Source organism: Lelliottia jeotgali (assembly GCF_977070485.1).
The window spans coordinates 245,133-263,630 of the sequence record NZ_CDRVFO010000007.1; the positions used below are offsets into that span (position 1 = coordinate 245,133).

Here is an 18,498-nt window from a genome sequence, read left to right on the forward strand (position 1 = left end):
TATATGAACAGACCCTACGCACTGCTGCTTGCCTTCGCCCTGCTCCAGGGCTGCCAGAGCCTGGCCCCGCAAAAGGCCGAGCCTCCCGTTGCCGAAGCCGGCAAGGCCGAGGCCGAGAAGCCCGTGGTGTATGGGTCGTTCAAGCAGGACACGCTCTACAGCCTGCTGGTGGCCGAGCTGGCCGGCCAGCGCAACCGGTTTGATATCGCCCTGGCCAACTACACCGACCAGGCCGAGAAAACCCAGGACCCGGGCGTGTCCGAGCGGGCCTACCGCATCGCCGAATACCTCGGCGCCGACGAGCCGGCCCTGGACAGCGCATTGATCTGGGCCCGCAACGACCCGCAGAACCTCGACGCCCAGCGCGCCGCTGCCATCCAGCTGGCCCGCGCAGGCCGCTACGACGACTCCATGACTTATATGGAGAAGGTGCTGCAGGGCCAGGGCGACACGCACTTCGACTTCCTCGCCCTGTCGGCCGCAGAGACCGACCAGAGCACCCGCGACGGACTGATGCAGAGTTTCGACCGCCTGCTGGTCAAGTACCCCGACAACAGCCAGCTGGTGTTCGGCAAGGCCCTGCTGCTGAACCAGGATGGCAAGGCCGAAGAAGCCCTCGAACTGCTTGAAGCGCACCCGGCGCAAAATGGCGAGATAGCCCCGACCCTGCTTCGTGCCCGCCTGCTCCAGGCCCTGGACCGCGGCCCGGAAGCCCTGCCGCTGCTGCGCGGGGCGATCCGCGACAACCCGGACGACAAGCGCCTGCGCCTGACCTATGCGCGCACCCTGGTCGAACAGGACCGCATCGCCGATGCCAAGGGCGAGTTCGTCAGCCTGGTCCAGCAATATCCCGATGACGACGAGCTACGTTACTCGCTGGCGCTGGTATGCCTGGAGAACAAGGACTGGGACGAAGCCGAGAGCTACCTGCGTGAGCTGATCGAGCGTGACAGCAACGTCGACGCCGCCCACTTGAACCTGGGCCGCATCGCCGAAGAACGCAACGACCCGGCCGGCGCACTGCGCGAATACGCGCTGGTCGGCCCGGGCCCGGATTACTTGCCGGCACAATTGCGTCAGGCCGATATCCTGATCGCCAACGGCCGTGGCACCGAGGCGTCCCGCCTGCTCGCCGAGGCGCGCGAGGCGCAGCCGGAGCTCGCCACCCAGCTGTACCTGATCGAGTCGGAAAGCTACAGCAACAACAACAAGGACGCCCAAGCCAACCAGGTGCTGCAACAGGCCATTCAGCGCTACCCGGACGACCTCAACCTGCTTTACACCCGCGCCATGCTGGCCGAAAAGCGTGACGACCTGCCGCAGATGGAAAAAGACCTGCGCGCCATCATCGCCCGCGAACCGGAAAACGCCATGGCGCTGAACGCCCTGGGCTATACGTTGGCTGACCGCACAACCCGTTACACTGAAGCCAAGGCCCTGATCGACAAGGCCTATCAGCTGACCCCGGACGACCCGGCAATCCTCGACAGCATGGGCTGGGTCGCCTATCGCCTGGGCAATCTCGAAGAGGCCGAGCGTTACCTGCGCCAGGCCCTGGAGCGCTTCCCCGACCATGAAGTGGCTGCTCACCTGGGTGAGGTTCTGTGGGCCAACGGCAAGCGCCGTGAAGCTCGCCAGGTATGGGCCAAGGCCTTCGAGGCCCAGCCCGACAGCCCTATCCTGCGCAAGACCGTCTTGCGCCTGACCGGATCCGAGACCCTTTAACGCCATGTTTTTGCGCCATTGCATCACCTTCACCCTGATCGCCCTGCTGGCCGGCTGTGCCGGCTTCGGTAGCCGCGAGGCCCTGCAGGGCCACGGCGACCCACAGCAGTGGCGCGCCCATAAAGAGCAACTGAGCAGCCTTGACGGCTGGCAGATCAACGGCAAGGTCGGCATCCGCGCCCCGCGCGACTCCGGCAGTGGCACGCTGTTCTGGTTGCAGCGCCAGGACTATTACGACATCCGCCTGGCCGGCCCGCTGGGCCGAGGCGCTGCACGCCTGACCGGCCGCCCCGGCGGTGTGGTACTGGAAGTGGCCAATCAGGGCCGCTACGAAGCGGCCAGCCCAGAAGCGTTGCTGGAAGAACAGCTGGGCTGGCAATTGCCGGTGTCGCACCTGGTCTGGTGGGTGCGCGGCCTGCCTGCCCCCGACAGCAAGAGCAAGCTGACCCTCGATGGCGACAGCCGCCTGGCCAGCCTCGACCAGGACGGCTGGCAGGTGCAGTACCTGAGCTACACCGAACAGAACGGCTACTGGCTGCCCGAGCGCCTGAAGCTGCACGGCAAGGACCTCGACGTGACCCTGGTGGTCAAGGACTGGCAGCCGCGCCAGCTGGGGCACTGACCGATGCACAGGCTCACCCTGCCCGCCCCGGCCAAGCTCAACCTGTGGCTGCACATCATCGGCCGCCGCCCGGATGGTTACCATGAGCTGGAGACCGTCTTCCAGTTCCTCGATCACGGCGACGAGCTGACCTTCGCATTGCGTGAAGACGGCGCTATCCGCCTGCACACCGAAATCGAAGCGGTGCCCCACGACAGCAACCTGATCGTGCGCGCCGCACGCAGGTTGCAGGAACAGTCCGGCACCGGCCTTGGCGCCGACATCTGGCTGACCAAGGTGCTGCCCATGGGCGGCGGCATCGGTGGCGGAAGCTCGGATGCAGCGACCACATTGCTGGCGCTGGCGCATTTGTGGCAACTGGATTGGGACGAGGATCGCCTGGCTGCCCTGGGCCTGACACTGGGTGCCGACGTACCGGTGTTCGTGCGTGGCCATGCAGCATTCGCCCAAGGAGTGGGTGAACAACTGACCCCGGTCGACCCGGCCGAACCCTGGTACGTCGTGCTGGTGCCGCAAGTGTCTGTCAGCACAGTAGAAATTTTTTCACATCCACAGTTGACACGTGATTCCCTCCCCCTTAAGATGCGCCCCGTTCCCGAGGGAAACAGTCGAAATGACTGCCAACCGGTGGTAGAGCAGAGTTACCCTGAAGTTCGCAACGCGTTGAATTCACTGGGTAAATTCACTGAAGCTCGACTAACCGGCACTGGAAGTTGTGTGTTTGGGGCCTTCCCAAGCAAAGCCGAAGCTGATAAAGTTCTGGCCCTTCTTTCAGCGACCCAAACAGGGTTTGTGGCGAAAGGAAGCAATGTTTCGATGTTGCATCGCAAGCTGCAAAGTCTGGTCAAGAAGTCGAGTGCCTAGCGCTCGCAGCAACAGATACAGGGGCGTCGCCAAGCGGTAAGGCAGCAGGTTTTGATCCTGCCATGCGTTGGTTCGAATCCAGCCGCCCCTGCCATTTTCCTTATACTCATCCAGGTATACCCTCAGCCTCCAGGTACTGCGCGTGTCCAAGATGATGGTCTTTACGGGGAACGCTAACCCCGATCTGGCTCGGCGTGTCGTACGTCAGCTGCATATCCCTCTCGGTGACGTCTCTGTCGGTAAATTCTCCGACGGTGAGATCAGCACTGAGATCAATGAAAATGTCCGCGGTAAAGACGTCTTCATTATTCAGCCGACATGTGCCCCGACCAACGATAACCTGATGGAACTGGTAGTGATGGCCGACGCCTTCCGCCGCTCCTCAGCATCCCGAATCACCGCCGTGATTCCTTACTTCGGATACGCCCGCCAGGACCGCCGTCCGCGTTCGGCACGTGTAGCCATCAGCGCCAAAGTCGTCGCTGACATGCTCACTGTCGTGGGTATCGACCGTGTTCTCACCGTCGACCTGCACGCTGACCAGATCCAGGGTTTCTTCGATATCCCGGTCGACAACATCTACGGCTCGCCCGTACTGGTCGACGATATCGAAGACCAGCGTTTTGAGAACCTGATGATCGTCTCCCCGGACATCGGTGGTGTCGTGCGCGCACGTGCCGTCGCCAAGTCCCTGGGTGTCGATCTGGGTATCATCGACAAACGCCGTGAAAAGGCCAACCACTCCGAAGTCATGCACATCATCGGCGACGTCGAAGGGCGCACTTGCATCCTGGTAGACGACATGGTCGATACCGCCGGCACCCTGTGCCATGCGGCCAAGGCACTGAAAGAACACGGCGCTGCCAAGGTTTATGCCTACTGCACGCACCCTGTCCTCTCGGGCCGTGCGATCGAGAACATCGAGAAGTCGGTACTGGACGAGCTGGTGGTGACCAACACCGTTCCGCTGTCCGCCGCTGCTCAAGCCTGTGACCGTATCCGCCAGCTGGATATCGCACCGGTAGTCGCTGAGGCGGTGCGCCGCATCAGCAATGAAGAATCGATCAGTGCGATGTTCCGCTAAGCGGAATACGTGTTGATATGAAGCGCCCCGCCCCAGCATGTGTTGGGGCGGGGCTTTTTTGCCATCCCCGTTGGCGCTGGTCGCAAACGCCCTCGGGGGGCTATTTTGGAGAAACAAAATGACTGATTTCACTCTGAACGCCCAAGTGCGTAGTGACCTGGGGAAAGGTGCGAGCCGCCGCCTGCGTCACTCGCTGAACATCCCGGCCGTTGTATACGGTGGCGATAAAGAAGCTCAATCCCTGACCATCGTGGCCAAGGAAATCGCCAAGCTGTTCGAAAACGAAGCTGCCTTCAGCCACGTTATCGAGCTGAACGTCGACGGCGCCAAGCAGAACGTCGTAGTCAAGGCCATGCAGCGCCACCCGGCCAAAGGCTTCATCATGCACGCCGACTTCGTTCGCGTAGTTGCTGGCCAGAAGCTGACCGCTGTTGTTCCAGTGCACTTCATCAACGAAGAAGCCCCGGTCAAGAAAGGCGGCGAGATCTCGCACGTTGAATCGCAGATCGAAGTTTCCTGCGAAGCCAAAGACCTGCCTGAGTTCATCGAAGTCGACCTGGGCAATGCTGAAATCGGCACCATCATCCACCTGTCGGACCTGAAAGCTCCGAAAGGCGTAGAGTTCGTCGCTCTGGCCCACGGTGATGACAAAGCTGTTGCCAACGTTCACGCGCCACGCGTTGCTCCAGAAGCTGAAGAAGGCGCCGCTGAGTAATCCACTCGCGCGCCGGTGTTGATCGGGTTACAGTGCCGCGCACCGTAACCCACCAACTCCAAGGAAGAGCCCCTACGTGACCGCCATCCAGTTGATCGTCGGCCTGGGTAACCCCGGCCCCGAATACGAACAGACCCGGCATAACGCAGGGGCTCTTTTCGTTGAACGCATTGCCAGCGCCCAGCGCGTCTCCTTGACCGCTGACCGCAAGTATTTCGGCCTGACGGCTAAATTCAGCCATCAGGGCAACGACGTTCGTCTGCTCATCCCCACCACCTACATGAACCGTAGCGGCCAGTCCGTGGCGGCTTTGGCCAATTTCTTCCGCATCAAGCCGGAAGCGATCCTGGTGGCGCATGACGAACTCGACCTGCCTCCGGGCGTCGCCAAGCTCAAGCGCGGCGGTGGCCATGGTGGGCACAACGGCCTGCGCGACATCATCGCGCAGCTCGGCAACCAGAACGACTTCCACCGCCTGCGGCTTGGCATCGGCCACCCGGGTGACGCCAAACTGGTCTCCAACTTCGTCCTGGGCCGCGCGCCGCGCGCCGAGCAGGAGAAGCTCGACGCCAGCATCGATTTTGCCCTCGGCGTGCTGCCGGACGTGCTTGCCGGCGACTTCGCCAAGGCAATGCGCGAGCTGCACAGCCAGAAGGCCTGATTTCCTAGAGAGGGGAATACCCATGGGTTTCAATTGCGGCATCGTCGGCCTGCCCAACGTCGGCAAGTCCACCCTGTTCAACGCCCTGACCAAGTCTGGCATCGCGGCGGAGAACTTCCCTTTCTGCACCATCGAGCCGAACAGCGGCATCGTGCCGATGCCCGACGCGCGCCTGGCTGCGCTGGCGGAAATCGTCAAGCCTAATCGCATCCTGCCGACCACCATGGAGTTCGTCGACATCGCCGGCCTGGTGGCCGGCGCCTCCAAAGGTGAAGGCCTGGGCAACAAGTTCCTCGCCAACATCCGCGAGACCGACGCCATCGCCCACGTGGTGCGCTGCTTCGAAGACGAAAACGTGATCCACGTTTCCAACAGCGTCGACCCCAAGCGCGACATCGAGATCATCGACCTGGAGCTGATCTTCGCTGACCTGGACAGCTGCGAGAAGCAACTGCAGAAGGTCACCCGCAACGCCAAGGGCGGCGACAAGGAAGCCCTGGCGCAAAAGGCAATCCTGGAAAAGCTGATCCCGCACTTCACCGAAGGCAAGCCGGCACGCAGCCTGATGAAGAACATGGCCGACGACGAGAAAGCCGTCATCCGTGGCTTCCACCTGCTGACCAGCAAGCCGGTGATGTACATCGCCAACGTGGCTGAAGACGGCTTCGACAACAACCCGCACCTGGACGTGGTCAAAGCCATCGCCGAAGAAGAAGGCGCGGTCGTGGTGCCGGTGTGCAACAAGATCGAAGCCGAGATCGCCGAACTGGACGATGGTGAAGAGAAGGACATGTTCCTCGAGGCCCTGGGCCTGGAAGAGCCTGGCCTGAATCGCGTGATCCGCGCCGGTTACGAGCTGCTCAACCTGCAGACCTACTTCACTGCCGGCGTGCAGGAAGTGCGTGCCTGGACCGTACGCGTCGGTGCCACCGCACCTCAGGCAGCAGGTGTGATCCACACCGACTTCGAAAAAGGCTTCATCCGCGCTGAAGTGGTGGCCTATGACGACTTCATCCAGTTCAAGGGTGAAGGCGGTGCCAAGGAAGCCGGTAAGTGGCGTCTGGAAGGCAAGGACTACATTGTCAAAGACGGCGATGTCATGCACTTCCGCTTCAACGTCTGAGTTGTAAGCACGGGCCTGAAACGGGCCGAGTGAAAAACCCTTGAAGCCTCGCGGCTCAAGGGTTTTTTTGTTGTTCACAGGGCGTTGGTGATACGCCTGGGCGGATGCGTGGATTGCTGTGGCCTGCACGGGACAATTCCCAAGCTATCTTGAATTGAAGCATTTGGTTTCAAGTTGGTAATTGGCTTACGTCTGGGGGGCTGCCGCAGTAGCGCCCATTCGGGCCAGCCCGCTAAAAAGCACGTTCATGCGTCCTCCGCCCTGGAGCCCCCACCATGCATGAAACACCTCCCCGCCCCGGCTTCGACTGGCAACGCTGGCTTCCTGGGCTGGCTACCTTGATGCACTACCAGCTCGCCTGGCTACCCAAGGACATCGCTGCCGGGCTGGTGCTCACCACCATGCTGGTGCCCGTGGGCATCGCCTACGCCGAAGCCTCCGGTGTACCCGGCATCTACGGCTTGTACGCGACCATCGTTCCGTTGCTGGCCTACGCCTTGTTCGGCCCCAGCCGAATCCTGGTGCTCGGCCCGGATTCAGCGCTGGCCGCGCCGATCCTGGCCGTGGTGGTGCAGTACGCTGCCAGCGACCCCCTGCGAGCCATCGCCATCGCCAGCCTGATGGCCCTGGTGGCCGGCGCCTTCTGCGTGATCGCTGGGCTGCTGCGGCTAGGCTTCATCACCGAGTTGTTGTCCAAGCCTATCCGCTACGGCTACATGAACGGTATCGCGCTCACCGTGCTGATCAGCCAGTTGCCCAAGCTGTTCGGCCTCTCGATCGACAGCCAGGGGCCCCTGCGCGATCTGTGGCAGCTGGCACAGACTTTGATCGCCGGCCAGGGACACTGGCCCAGCTTTGCAGTAGGCGGCGCCAGCCTGGCGCTGATTCTGCTGCTCAAGCCCTACAAGCGCCTACCGGGCATCCTCATCGCCGTGGTACTCGCCACCCTGGCGGTAAGCCTGTTCGACCTCGACCAGATGGGCGTGAAAGTACTCGGTGAGCTACCCCAGGGCTTGCCCAGCTTCACCTTCCCATGGGTAACCGGCATCGACTTGGTCGAGGTCCTGCTGGGCGGCATAGCCGTGGCACTGGTGTCGTTCGCCGATACCAGCGTGCTGTCACGCACTTACGCGGCGCGCCTGAAAACACCGGTCAACCCGAACCAGGAAATGTTCGGCCTGGGCGTGGCCAACCTGGCCTCCGGGCTGTTCCAGGGCATCCCGATCAGCAGCAGCTCATCGCGCACTCCGGTGGCTGAGGCGGCCGGCTCAAAGACCCAGCTTACCGGCATCATCGGCGCGGTGGCTGTGACAATCCTGTTGTTGGTCGCGCCCAACCTCCTGCAATACCTGCCCACCAGTGCACTGGCCGCAGTGGTGATCGCGGCGGCAATGGGGCTTTTCGAGTTCGCCGACCTCAAGCGCATCTTTCGCATGCAGCAATGGGAGTTCTGGCTGTCGTTCACCTGCTTCGTGGGGGTTGCGGTGTTCGGCGCCATCCCCGGCATCTGCATTGCCGTGGCGATTTCGGTGATCGAGTTCCTGTGGGATGGCTGGCGGCCGCATCATGCGGTGCTCGGGCGGGTCGACGGCACCCGCGGCTACCATGACGTGCAGCGTTATCCACAGGCTCGCCGGATACCGGGCCTGGTGCTGCTGCGCTGGGATGCGCCGCTGTTCTTCGCCAATGCCGAGCAGTTTCAGGCCACGGTGCTGGCGGCGGTGGATGAGTCGCCTACCCCCGTGCAGCGGTTGGTGATTGCAGCGGAACCGGTGACCAGCATCGATATCACTTCGGCGGACATGCTGGCCGAACTCGACCGGGCGCTGGAGGCCCGGGGAGTCGAGTTGCAGTTCGCCGAGATGAAGGACCCGGTGAAAGACAAGATGAAACGGTTCGAATTGCTCCAGCACATGGGCGAGACGGCGTTTCACCCCACTGTCGGCGCTGCGGTGGATGCTTATCTGCAGGACACCGGAGTGGACTGGAAGCCTTGAGTCGCTAAACGGCCCTGAGCCGACGCCGGTCGAGCCATATCAGCAAGGCACTGGCGTACAGCGACACGGCCAGAAACAACGCCATGCGAACCGCAAACGCCCGATAGACGTCCTGGCCGGCTGCACTGTCCTGCACTGACTGCCCCAGCAGGATAAGCAGGGTGGTCAGGCAACTCACCCAGTACGCAGGGCTGTGCCGCGTGCTTGCCACGCCATAGAGCCTGCGCCCCTGCCAAAGCGTGAACAGCAGCACCCACAGGAAGAACATCCACAGGTGCACGAACACGCTCAATGCTGCCCACATGAGCATCGCCAACACCCCTGCCAGCACCGTCGAGCCGATGAGCTCACGACTGGCATGCCGGGCCCGGGTCTCGCCAGCCTGCTGCCCAAGGCTCACCGCCTTCATGATAAGGGGCATGAACGCGTCGGGCGCGATCAGCGCCAGCAGGAACGCCGGCATGACGATCAGCGTGGCACGCAAGGCTATCCAGCCGACATCGGCGCGATCGGGCAATGGCGGCGCAGGTTGCGCAGGCGCATTCGCAGGTTCTGGAACCAGCACATGGGCCAACGCCGTCCCCAGCACCGCCAGGAGCATGCCCTTGGCCATCGCCTCGACCACCATCAGCGCCAGGGTGAAATCGCTGGTACCGGCAGCCGCAATCATGGTCAGGCCAACCACCAACAGGTTGGCAAGCAAGCCGTTGCCCCCCTTGAGCGCATAGCGCAACACCAGAAATACCCCCACGCCGACCAGCAACACGCCACTCACCGGCGCATGGCGCAAAATGGGTATCAGCAAAAGGCCGCTGCCACAGCTCAGCAACACCAGTATTGCCAACATCGGTGCCGCCTTGATCGGCAACGGCTCACTGCGCATGGCCAACAACAGCACCGCGAATACCGGCGCAAGTATGGGCACCGGCAGGCCAAGGCCAAAACTCGCTACCAGGCATAGCGCCACGCCTAAGGCCAGGCGCAGCGCACGCAGGCGTCGCAGCTCAATAGGCATACGACAGCCAGCTCATCAGCCACATGAACACGCGCCCTAGAAGGTTCAGAGGGTTACCTTCGCCGGGCAGGGCCATGACCTCGGCCTGACCGCCCACACGCAGCCCGGACCTGTCTGCAAGTTGGTCTCGGTCGAGCTCGACGATCACCGGAAAACGCTGCGCCGAGCGTAGCCATTCGCGGCTGTTCTGTACGGTCGGCAAGGCACCCGGCGGCGTGCCCTGCCCCACGCTCACGCCATAGCCGATGCTGCGGATATGCCCTTGCAATACCCTACCGGGGATGGCGTCCAGCACCACCAGCACCGGTGTACCAGGGCGCAGACGGCCGAGATTGTTCTCGGTCATGTCGGCGCTTATCCACACGTCGTGGATGGCGATCAGGGTCATCATCGCGCTGCCGGCGGGAACGTAGTGGCCCACGTCAGTGCGCAGGTCAGTGATCAGCCCATTGGCATCGGCGCGCACCACGGTGCGGGCCAAGTCCAGCCGGGCCTTTTCCACATTGGCCGCCGCACTGCGCAGTTGCGCGTTGTCCGCCTCCACCCCGCCTTGCTGCTCCCGCGCCCGTTCGACTTCCGCGCGCGCTGCCGCCACCTGGCTGATGGCCTGGTCACGGGTTGCCTGCGCCCCTTCAAGGCGACGTACCGACACGGTACCTGGGTCTTCTTCGATCAGCCGTTTGAGCCGCTCGGCATCCTGGCGGGCCTTGCGCTCGTTGGCCTGAGCCGCTACCAAGGCGGCCTGGGCCGAGTCAATGCCAGCGGTATTGGCACCAATCTGCCGGCGTACCGTATCCAGATCTGCCTGGGCGCGGGTCAGGGCAATGCGGTACTGCTCCTGGTCCAGCTCGAACAGCACATCACCCTGGCGCACTTGCTGGTTGTTGCCCACCGCCACGCGCTTGACCTGCTCGGCAACCTCAGCGGCCACAGGCACCACATAGGCTTGCAGACGAGCCTGTTGGGTGTAAGGCGTGAACCGGTCGGCAAGCAGGTACCAGACCAGGCTCACTATGATCAGCACCAACACCCAGTGCATGGCGCGGTCAGGGGGCGTGTCCACGGCGTCGCTCATCAGGGCTCACCTTGTTCAGGGTCGGCGGGGGCCGGCTCGTCCAGCAGGTCACCCCAATCGGTACGGTTTTCCATCTGCTGGCGGGTGGCCGGGTCAACGGGCTTGCGCTGATTGTCCCAACCACCGCCCAGCGCTTTATACAGCGTCACCAGGCTGCTCACTGCGTTCCCCCGGCTGACCAGGTAGCCGTCCTGCTGCTGCAACAGCAGTTGCTGGGCATCGAGCACGCGCTGGAAATCGGCGAAGCCTTCCTGGTATTGGGCGCTGGCAAGGTTCAGCGAGCGCTGAGCGGCCTGCGAGGCGTCCTGGCGAATGCTGGCGCTCTGCAGCGAACGCACCAGACCACTGGCGGCGTCATCGGCCTCACGCGCAGCTTCACGCACCCCTTGCTGGTACAGCTCGATCAACTGCTGCAGGCGCGCATCCTCGACACGCACGGCATTCTTGCGGCGGCCGTAGTCGAAGGGGCTCCATATCAGGCTTGGCCCGGCAGCCAGGTCGAAGGTGTTGGGCAGTTGATTGGCCGATACGAAAGTCCAGCCGATGCTGCCCAGCAGGCTCAGCTGTGGATAAAGATCCGCGGTGGCCACCCCGACGAGTGCCGACTGCGCCGCCACGGCTTGCTCGGCGGCACGAATGTCGGGGCGCCGCTGCAGCAGGCTGGCGGGCACGTCCTGCAACACAGCCCGGTCCGGCAGCGGTAACTGGCCGTACCGCGCAGCCAGCTGCGGCAGTGGCCCGGGCGGTCTGCCAAGCAACGCGCAGAGCACATTGCGCAAGGCATTGAGCTGGTTTTCGAACTCGGGAATCGTGGCCTGAGTTGCCAGGTACTGGGTACGCGCCTGCTGCCAGTCGAGCTCGTCGTTCTCGCCGTGGCGGAACAGCCGCTCGGTAATTTCCAGGCTACGCGCCTGGCGCCTGGCGTTTTCCGTTGCGATCTGCAGCCGCGCCTCGGCGGTGCGCAGGGCAAAGTAGGTGTCGGCCACCTGCGCACGCATCAGCAGCATGGCGTCGGCGTAATTGGCCTGGGACGCGAAATAAGCGGCATCGGCGCTTTCGATGGCGCGGCTGAAACGCCCCCAGAAATCGATTTCCCACCCGATATCGAAACCCGCGCTGGACTGCCAGAACACCGAATCGCGGGCGCTGGCGGTGCCGGACTGGTCCTGTTTGAGGTACAGACTCTGCCCGCGCAGTTGCTGCAACTGTGGATAACGCCCGGTCTGGACGATGGCCAACTGCGCCCTGGCCTCGGCGACGCGCAGGCCGGCCACGCGCAGGCTGGTGTTATTGGCGTCGGCCTCGGCGATCAGTGCGTCCAAGGCCGGGTCGGCAAACACTGCCCACCACTGGCGCAGCTCCGGCTGCGCAGCCCTGCGCTGGGCCTGCTCGAGCAATGGCGTACTCCAGCTGCCCAGCCACGCGTGCCGGGGCGTCTCATAGTCCGGGCCGACCTGGGTGCAACCGGCCAGCACCATCAGCAGGCTCAACCCACAGCAGCGCCTGGGCATGGCAGGCCTTGGCTCAGGCTGCCGGCGGCGCAGGTTGCTCCGGCACCTGCAAGGCCACCCATTGCCAGAACAGCACGTAGGTCACAGCGAGGATCACCGGGCCGAGAAACAGCCCGATAATGCCCTTGACCACCATGCCGCCCAGCGCACCGATCAACACAACCGGCATTGGCACATCCACCCCGCGGCCCAGCAGCAAGGGTTTGAGAACGTTGTCGGCAAGCCCGGCGACGAAGGTGTAGACAGCGAACACGATAGTGGCCACGGTGAAGCCCTCGACGTTCAGTACGTAGATGATCACCGGCAAGGTGATCAACGTCGCCGGGGCCTGGGCGATCCCCAGCATGAGGATGAGAATGGCGAGCATGCCGGCACCTGGTACGCCTTTGATCACGAAGCCCACACCGATCAGCAGCATCTGGATGAAGGCGATGCCGATCACCCCTTGCGCCACCGCACGAATGGTAGCGGTACACAACGTGGCAAGCGGCTTGCCCCGCTCTTCTCCAGAAATCCGCATGGCGATGCGCTGTGCTGCGATCTCGCCACGATCACCAAAAGCCATGATCACGCCGGAAATGATGATCGCACCGACGAACAGCAGGAAGGCCCCGCCGGCACTGGCCGCCGCACCCAATGCCGTACGCCCGGCGCTCTTGAGCTGGGGCATCCATTGCGCAATCACATCGGCCAGGTTCTCGGAGGCTGACAGCCACAGCGCATGGACTTTCGGCCCGATCAGTGGCCAGTTGGCCACAGAGTCGGGCGGCACCGGCACGCTCCAGCTGTCGCTCCTGATCAGCGACACCAGGTGGTCTACCGATTCACCGATGGACATCACCACCAGGTAGATCGGTACCAGCAATACCACCAGCACCAGTAGCACCACCAGTGTCGCCGCATAGCCGTCCTTGAAACCTGAACCACGCTTGATGCGCTGGTACAGCGGATACAACGTCACCGCCAGGATCACCGACCACAGCATCAACTCCAGAAACGGCTGGAAAACCTGAAAGGCAAATAGCACCAGGGCAGCCACCAGGCCTGCCTTGATGAGCACATCGAGCAGGCCCCGTGACCGGGCGCTGTCCAGTTTGATACTCGGCTGCATGACTCATCTCCTCGTGCTCAGTGCGCCAGGAGGCGCGATTCAGTGGTCCGTTCTGGGTGCAGGGTGCGAGATATCGCGCTCAGGCAGCTGCCGCGCCAGGGCCATCATTACCAGCGGCACTACCGCCATCGACAGGGTGATCGCGAGCACCAGCAGGTCGTGCACCTGTTGAGTCAGTACGTGATGTTCGTGCGCCATTTTGAAAACGACGAACGCAAACTCTCCGCCCGATGCCAGTACCACCCCCAGGCACAGCGCCTGCGGGTGAGTCAGCCCACCCGCCAGCCGGCCCAACCCCCAGAGCAGCGGCAACTTGATGCCCACCAACAACAACGTCAGCCCCAGCACGGCCAGAGGCATGCCGAACAGCAGACGCAAATCGGCGCTCATTCCCACCCCGACGAAAAACAACCCCAGCAACAGGCCCTTGAGCGGCTCGATCTGGGTTTCCAGTTCGTGGCGAAACGGTGACTCGGCCATCAGTACACCGGCAAGAAAAGCGCCCAAGGCCATGGATACGCCCACATGCTCCATCACCCAGGCCGTGCCCAGCACCACCAGCAAGGCGGTGGCGGTCGACAGCTCAGGAAGGCCTGACCCGACTGTCCATCTGAACACCGGCGTCATCAGGTAACGGCCGCTGACGATCACCAGGCCAATGCCAAGTGACACCGCCAGCAGCGGCCAAGCGCGCTCATCGGTAGTGCTGACATCACCGCCGAGCAACGGCACCACGGCAATAAGCGGTATGGCAGCGATGTCCTGAAACAGCAGGATGGCCACGGCCAGGCGGCCGTGCGGTTTGCCCAGGTCCTTGCGTTCGGCCAGCACCTGCAGGCCGAACGCGGTGGACGACAGGGCAAGACCCAGCCCCAGAACGATGGACGCCGGTTTCGACTGGCCAAACACAGCGTACGCCAGCAAGCCAAGCACCAAGGCAGTCAGCCCGACCTGCAGCGTCCCGACACCAAAAAGCGCCCGCCGCATGGTCCACAAGCGCTGTGGTGATAGCTCCAGGCCAATCACGAACAGCAACATGACCACACCGATCTCCGAAATCCGTGCCACGTTGCCTGGGTTATCAAGCAGGCCAAATACCGAAGGGCCGATCAGAATGCCGGCAAGAAGATAGCCAGGCACCGCCCCCATCTTCAGACGCTGCGCCAGTGGCACCAGAAGTACCACGGCCAGCAGGAAGACCACTGTAGCCTGCAGCAGGCTGCCATCATGTGGCATAGGTTCGTACCCTTGCGACCATGCGCAGTGAGGGAATCAGAAACGCTCTTGGACCACTTTGAAGGGATAGGCTACAGCTTTGTACTTGCCGATCTTGCCCCGTTTGGGCAGCTTCACTACCTTGTCACCGGTAACGTCCTTGTAGGGAATGCGCGAAAGCAGATGGCTGATGATGTTCAGGCGAGCACGGCGTTTGTCGTCAGAGTGGGCCAGGAACCACGGTGCCCACGATGAGTCGGAGGCAGCGAACATCTCATCGCGGGCAAGGGTGTATTCGTCCCAGCGGGTGTAGGACTTAAGGTCCATGGGAGAGAGTTTCCATACCTTGCGGCCGTCATTGATGCGGTCCTGCAGGCGGCGGGTCTGCTCCTGGGCACTGACTTCGAGCCAGTACTTGATGAGGATGATCCCCGACTCGACCATCAGTTTCTCCAGCAAGGGCACCACCGCGAGGAACTTGCCGGCCTGCTCGTCGGTGCAAAAGCCCATCACCCGCTCAACGCCGGCGCGGTTGTACCAGCTGCGATCGAAGATCACCACCTCCCCCGCTGCCGGCAGGTGGTTGAGGTAACGCTGGGCATACATCTGGGACTTTTCCCGTTCAGTCGGCGCCGGTAGCGCCACCACACGGAACACTCGTGGGCTGACCCGCTCGGTGATGGCCTTGATGGTACCGCCCTTGCCAGCACCATCACGGCCCTCGAACACGATGCACACCTTCAGGCCCTTGGCCACGACCCATTCCTGCAGCTTCACCAATTCCACATGCAGGTTTTTCAGCTGTTTGTCATAGGCCTTGCCACCCAGCTTCTCGACAGGCGCCTGCAAGTCTTTCTTCCTGGACGGCTTGGCCATGACACGCTCCTTGGGGCGAATGAACAGTGAGTATGGTCGATCCCTGCCGTTTTACTTGGCCAACTTGCTGTAACTGGTCATCAGGTTGCGGTAGTCGGGAATGTGGTTGGAGAACAACGTGCCCAACCCTTCAACATCATTGCGCCAGTCGCGATGCAGCTCGCAGGCCACCCCGAACCAGGTCATCAGTTGCGCCCCGGCTGCCTCCATCCGCCGCCAGGCCGAATCACGGGTCAGCTCATTGAAGGTGCCGGAGGCATCGGTAACCACGAACACCTCGAAGCCCTCCTCCAGCGCCGACAACGCCGGGAAGGCCACACAGACCTCCGTGACCACGCCGGCGATAAGCAACTGCTTCTTGCCGGTGGCTTTCACCGCCTTGACGAAATCTTCGTTGTCCCAGGCGTTGATGTTGCCCGGCCGGGCGATGTAGGGAGCGTCAGGGAATTGCTCCTTGAGTTCGGGCACCAGCGGCCCGTTGGGGCCGGTTTCGAAACTGGTGGTGAGGATGGTGGGCAGCTTGAAGTACTCGGCCAGGTCAGCGAGCGCCAACACGTTGTTCTTGAAACGGTCGGGGTCGATGTCCCGAACCAGCGACAGCAGGCCGGTCTGGTGATCGACCAGCAAAACCGCAGTGTTGCTCTTGTCCAGACGCTTGTATTGGAAGGCCATGACCGATCTCCTTGCTAACGTTGGGGTGGGAGTTTCAGCGTAGGCAAGGATGGGGGGTGGGTAAGACCGTCAGTCGGTTCGCTTCTGGGTATGACACCTCCTCCTGAGATCAAACGTCTGCCAAGCGTGTACCTGCAATCACTTCACAAATTCCTGAACTAATTATTTCCCCCCAGCGATTTGTTCCCCCGCCAACCCCCACCAGAATCGCTTCAACACAATCACAATAACCGTGAGGCCACTCCCGTGGACCAGACACTTCAGGTACGGCAGGCCGCCGCCGACCTCGTAGCCGCCTTCGCCAGCAACGACACCGCCCGCTACTTCGCCTGTTTCAGCGAAGACGCCACCTTTCTTTTCCACACCTTGGCGCAACCGCTGCTGTCGCGCGGCGCCTACGAAGACCTCTGGGCCCAATGGCAGGCCGACGGTTTTGCCGTGCTCGGCTGCCTTTCGAGCAATGCGCAGGTAAGCCTGCAGGGTGATGTGGCGATCTTCATGCACGATGTTGCCACGCACATCCGCATCGCCGGCGAGCAGCACCGACTGGCCGAGCGCGAAACCATCGTGTTCCGCCGCCACGGTGAACGCTGGCTGGCCTGCCATGAGCATCTGTCGGTCGTCACCGTAGCCTGATTCACCTTTACGCGGCCCTGCCGCCCTGCCATCGCACCCACAAGAGGGCCCGCGCACCGCGCCGGCCTACAACAACCGCGCTGGAGCATCACCATGAGCCACTCGACCGGTATCGAGACCAATGGCGTCGAACAGATCCCTGACGATCAACGCGACGCCTCCCCCCTGGACCTGTTCCGCCTGATCTTCGGCGGTGCCAACACCTTTGCCACCGCAGTGCTGGGCAGTTTCCCGGTACTGTTCGGGCTGTCGTTCCAGGCCGGGGTCTGGGCGATCCTGCTCGGCGTCGGCGTAGGTGCGCTGATCCTTGCGCCCATGGGCTTGTTCGGCGCGCTCAACGGCACCAACAACGCGGTGTCGTCGGGCGCGCACTTCGGCGTGCATGGGCGCATCGTCGGCTCGTTCCTGTCGCTGCTCACCGCCGTGGCGTTCTTCTCGCTGTCGGTATGGAGTTCCGGCGATGCCCTGGTCGGCGGCGCCAAGCGCCTGGCCGGGCTGCCCGAAACCGACCTGACCCTGGGCCTGGCCTACGGCCTGTTCGCCATGCTGGTGCTGGTGGTGTGCATCTTCGGCTTCCGCTTCATGCTGTGGGTCAACAAGGTTGCCGTGTGGGCCTCGAGCCTGCTGTTCCTGCTGGGTATCTTCGCCTTCGCCGGCCCGTTCGATGCGGGCTACGCCGGGAGCGTGAACCTTGGTCAGGCCGGATTCTGGGCGGCCTTCGTCGGCGCGGCGATTCTGGCCATGAGCAACCCGGTATCGTTTGGCGCCTTCCTCGGCGACTGGTCGCGCTATATACCACGGCAAACGCCGAAGGCGCGCATCATGCTGGCAGTGATCGCCGCCCAGGCCGCCACGCTGATCCCGTTCCTGTTCGGCCTGTGCACCGCCACCCTGGTGGCCACCCAGGCCGCGGACTACATCGCCGCCAACAATTACGTGGGTGGCCTGCTGGCGATTTCGCCTAGCTGGTTCTTCCTGCCGGTGTGCCTGATCGCGGTGATCGGTGGCATGTCTACCGGCACAACTGCGCTGTATGGCACCGGGCTGGACATGTCGAGCGTGTTCCCGCGCTTGCTCAGCCGCGCGGGCGCCACCGTGCTGATCGGGGTAATGGCCATTGCCTTCATCTTCATCGGCCGCTTCACCTTCAACCTGGTGCAGAGCGTTTCGACCTTCGCCGTGCTGATCATTACCTGCACCAGCCCGTGGATGGTGATCATGATTCTCGGCCTGATCACCCGCCGCGGCTTCTACCACGCCGACGACCTGCAAGTGTTCACCCGCGGCCAACGCGGCGGCCACTACTGGTTCCTGCATGGCTGGAACTGGCGCGGCATGGGGGCGTGGATCCCCAGCGCGGTGGTAGGCCTGTGCTTCGTCAACCTGCCTGGGCAGTTCGTCGGCCCGCAGGGCGACCTGGCTGGCGGCATCGACGTGAGCCTGCCGGTGACCCTGGGCATGGCCGGTGTGCTTTACCTGCTGCTGCTCAACCTTTTCCCTGAACCTGCTGGTGTGTATGGCCCCAACGGCCCGCGCTGGGTGCGCTGCAAAAGCACCGCGCACATGCCGGTGCTGAACCCGGCCGAAATGGCCTGA

17 protein-coding genes and 1 tRNA gene are annotated in these 18,498 nt (G+C 63.0%); 11 read left to right on the forward strand and 7 right to left on the reverse strand.

Annotated features, from left to right (window positions below; all coding sequences use genetic code 11):
• The first annotated feature begins 3 nt into the window (after positions 1–3).
• The 9 genes from ACW4TB_RS13200 to ACW4TB_RS13240 all read left to right on the forward strand — a co-directional run bounded on the left by ACW4TB_RS13200 (position 4) and on the right by ACW4TB_RS13240 (position 8,791).
• Positions 4–1,725 (forward strand): tetratricopeptide repeat protein, encoded by a 1,722-nt coding sequence (locus tag ACW4TB_RS13200; protein ID WP_254466525.1) that lies wholly within the window; start codon positions 4–6, stop codon positions 1,723–1,725.
• A gap of 4 nt (positions 1,726–1,729) precedes the next feature.
• Positions 1,730–2,347: a lipoprotein insertase outer membrane protein LolB gene (lolB, locus tag ACW4TB_RS13205; RefSeq protein ID WP_012316265.1), complete on the forward strand. Its 618-nt coding sequence runs from the start codon at positions 1,730–1,732 to the stop codon at positions 2,345–2,347.
• Between the two features lie 3 nt (positions 2,348–2,350).
• Entirely contained in the window at positions 2,351–3,211 is an 861-nt protein-coding gene (gene ispE, locus ACW4TB_RS13210; RefSeq protein ID WP_012316266.1) for a 4-(cytidine 5'-diphospho)-2-C-methyl-D-erythritol kinase, read from the forward strand.
• Positions 3,212–3,230: 19 nt separating this feature from the next.
• Positions 3,231–3,305, forward strand: a tRNA-Gln gene (locus ACW4TB_RS13215).
• A 48-nt stretch (positions 3,306–3,353) separates the two neighbouring features.
• Positions 3,354–4,295, forward strand: a complete 942-nt coding sequence (locus ACW4TB_RS13220; RefSeq protein WP_003247410.1) for a ribose-phosphate pyrophosphokinase — start codon at positions 3,354–3,356, stop codon at positions 4,293–4,295.
• A 118-nt stretch (positions 4,296–4,413) separates the two neighbouring features.
• Positions 4,414–5,010 (forward strand): 50S ribosomal protein L25/general stress protein Ctc, encoded by a 597-nt coding sequence (locus ACW4TB_RS13225; protein ID WP_012316267.1) that lies wholly within the window; start codon positions 4,414–4,416, stop codon positions 5,008–5,010.
• A 76-nt stretch (positions 5,011–5,086) separates the two neighbouring features.
• Positions 5,087–5,671 (forward strand): aminoacyl-tRNA hydrolase, encoded by a 585-nt coding sequence (gene pth, locus ACW4TB_RS13230; RefSeq protein ID WP_008099045.1) that lies wholly within the window; start codon positions 5,087–5,089, stop codon positions 5,669–5,671.
• 22 nt (positions 5,672–5,693) lie between these two features.
• Positions 5,694–6,794 carry a redox-regulated ATPase YchF gene (ychF, locus tag ACW4TB_RS13235; RefSeq protein WP_008099042.1) on the forward strand — a complete coding sequence of 367 codons (1,101 nt, stop codon included), beginning with the start codon at positions 5,694–5,696 and terminating at the stop codon, positions 6,792–6,794.
• Positions 6,795–7,069: 275 nt separating this feature from the next.
• Entirely contained in the window at positions 7,070–8,791 is a 1,722-nt protein-coding gene (locus tag ACW4TB_RS13240) for a SulP family inorganic anion transporter (protein WP_279932770.1), read from the forward strand.
• 4 nt (positions 8,792–8,795) lie between these two features.
• Here the strand turns inward: ACW4TB_RS13240 and ACW4TB_RS13245 are convergent, their stop codons facing one another.
• From ACW4TB_RS13245 to ycaC, 7 genes are read right to left on the reverse strand one after another with little or no spacing between them, the layout of a single operon-like run.
• Complete coding sequence (locus ACW4TB_RS13245) at positions 8,796–9,806, reverse strand: DUF2955 domain-containing protein (protein ID WP_012316269.1); 1,011 nt, start codon at positions 9,804–9,806, stop codon at positions 8,796–8,798.
• Entirely contained in the window at positions 9,796–10,881 is a 1,086-nt protein-coding gene (locus ACW4TB_RS13250; RefSeq protein ID WP_455828353.1) for an HlyD family secretion protein, read from the reverse strand. The genes ACW4TB_RS13245 and ACW4TB_RS13250 overlap by 11 nt, the downstream gene beginning before the upstream one ends.
• Positions 10,881–12,392: an efflux transporter outer membrane subunit gene (locus ACW4TB_RS13255; RefSeq protein ID WP_254466533.1), complete on the reverse strand. Its 1,512-nt coding sequence runs from the start codon at positions 12,390–12,392 to the stop codon at positions 10,881–10,883. The genes ACW4TB_RS13250 and ACW4TB_RS13255 overlap by 1 nt, the downstream gene beginning before the upstream one ends.
• A gap of 13 nt (positions 12,393–12,405) precedes the next feature.
• Positions 12,406–13,503, reverse strand: coding sequence for an AI-2E family transporter (locus ACW4TB_RS13260; RefSeq protein WP_012316272.1), 1,098 nt, complete (start codon positions 13,501–13,503; stop codon positions 12,406–12,408).
• Between the two features lie 39 nt (positions 13,504–13,542).
• On the reverse strand, positions 13,543–14,739 hold the full coding sequence (locus ACW4TB_RS13265) for a monovalent cation:proton antiporter-2 (CPA2) family protein (protein ID WP_012316273.1): 1,197 nt from the start codon (positions 14,737–14,739) through the stop codon (positions 13,543–13,545).
• A gap of 36 nt (positions 14,740–14,775) precedes the next feature.
• Positions 14,776–15,594 (reverse strand): polyphosphate kinase 2, encoded by an 819-nt coding sequence (gene ppk2, locus ACW4TB_RS13270; protein ID WP_012316274.1) that lies wholly within the window; start codon positions 15,592–15,594, stop codon positions 14,776–14,778.
• A 51-nt stretch (positions 15,595–15,645) separates the two neighbouring features.
• Positions 15,646–16,266: an isochorismate family cysteine hydrolase YcaC gene (gene ycaC, locus ACW4TB_RS13275; RefSeq protein ID WP_012316275.1), complete on the reverse strand. Its 621-nt coding sequence runs from the start codon at positions 16,264–16,266 to the stop codon at positions 15,646–15,648.
• A 246-nt stretch (positions 16,267–16,512) separates the two neighbouring features.
• Here ycaC and ACW4TB_RS13280 point away from each other — a divergent pair, with 246 nt between their 5' ends.
• Positions 16,513–16,902, forward strand: coding sequence for a YybH family protein (locus ACW4TB_RS13280; protein ID WP_279932762.1), 390 nt, complete (start codon positions 16,513–16,515; stop codon positions 16,900–16,902).
• 93 nt (positions 16,903–16,995) lie between these two features.
• Positions 16,996–18,498 carry a purine-cytosine permease family protein gene (locus ACW4TB_RS13285; protein WP_279932760.1) on the forward strand — a complete coding sequence of 501 codons (1,503 nt, stop codon included), beginning with the start codon at positions 16,996–16,998 and terminating at the stop codon, positions 18,496–18,498.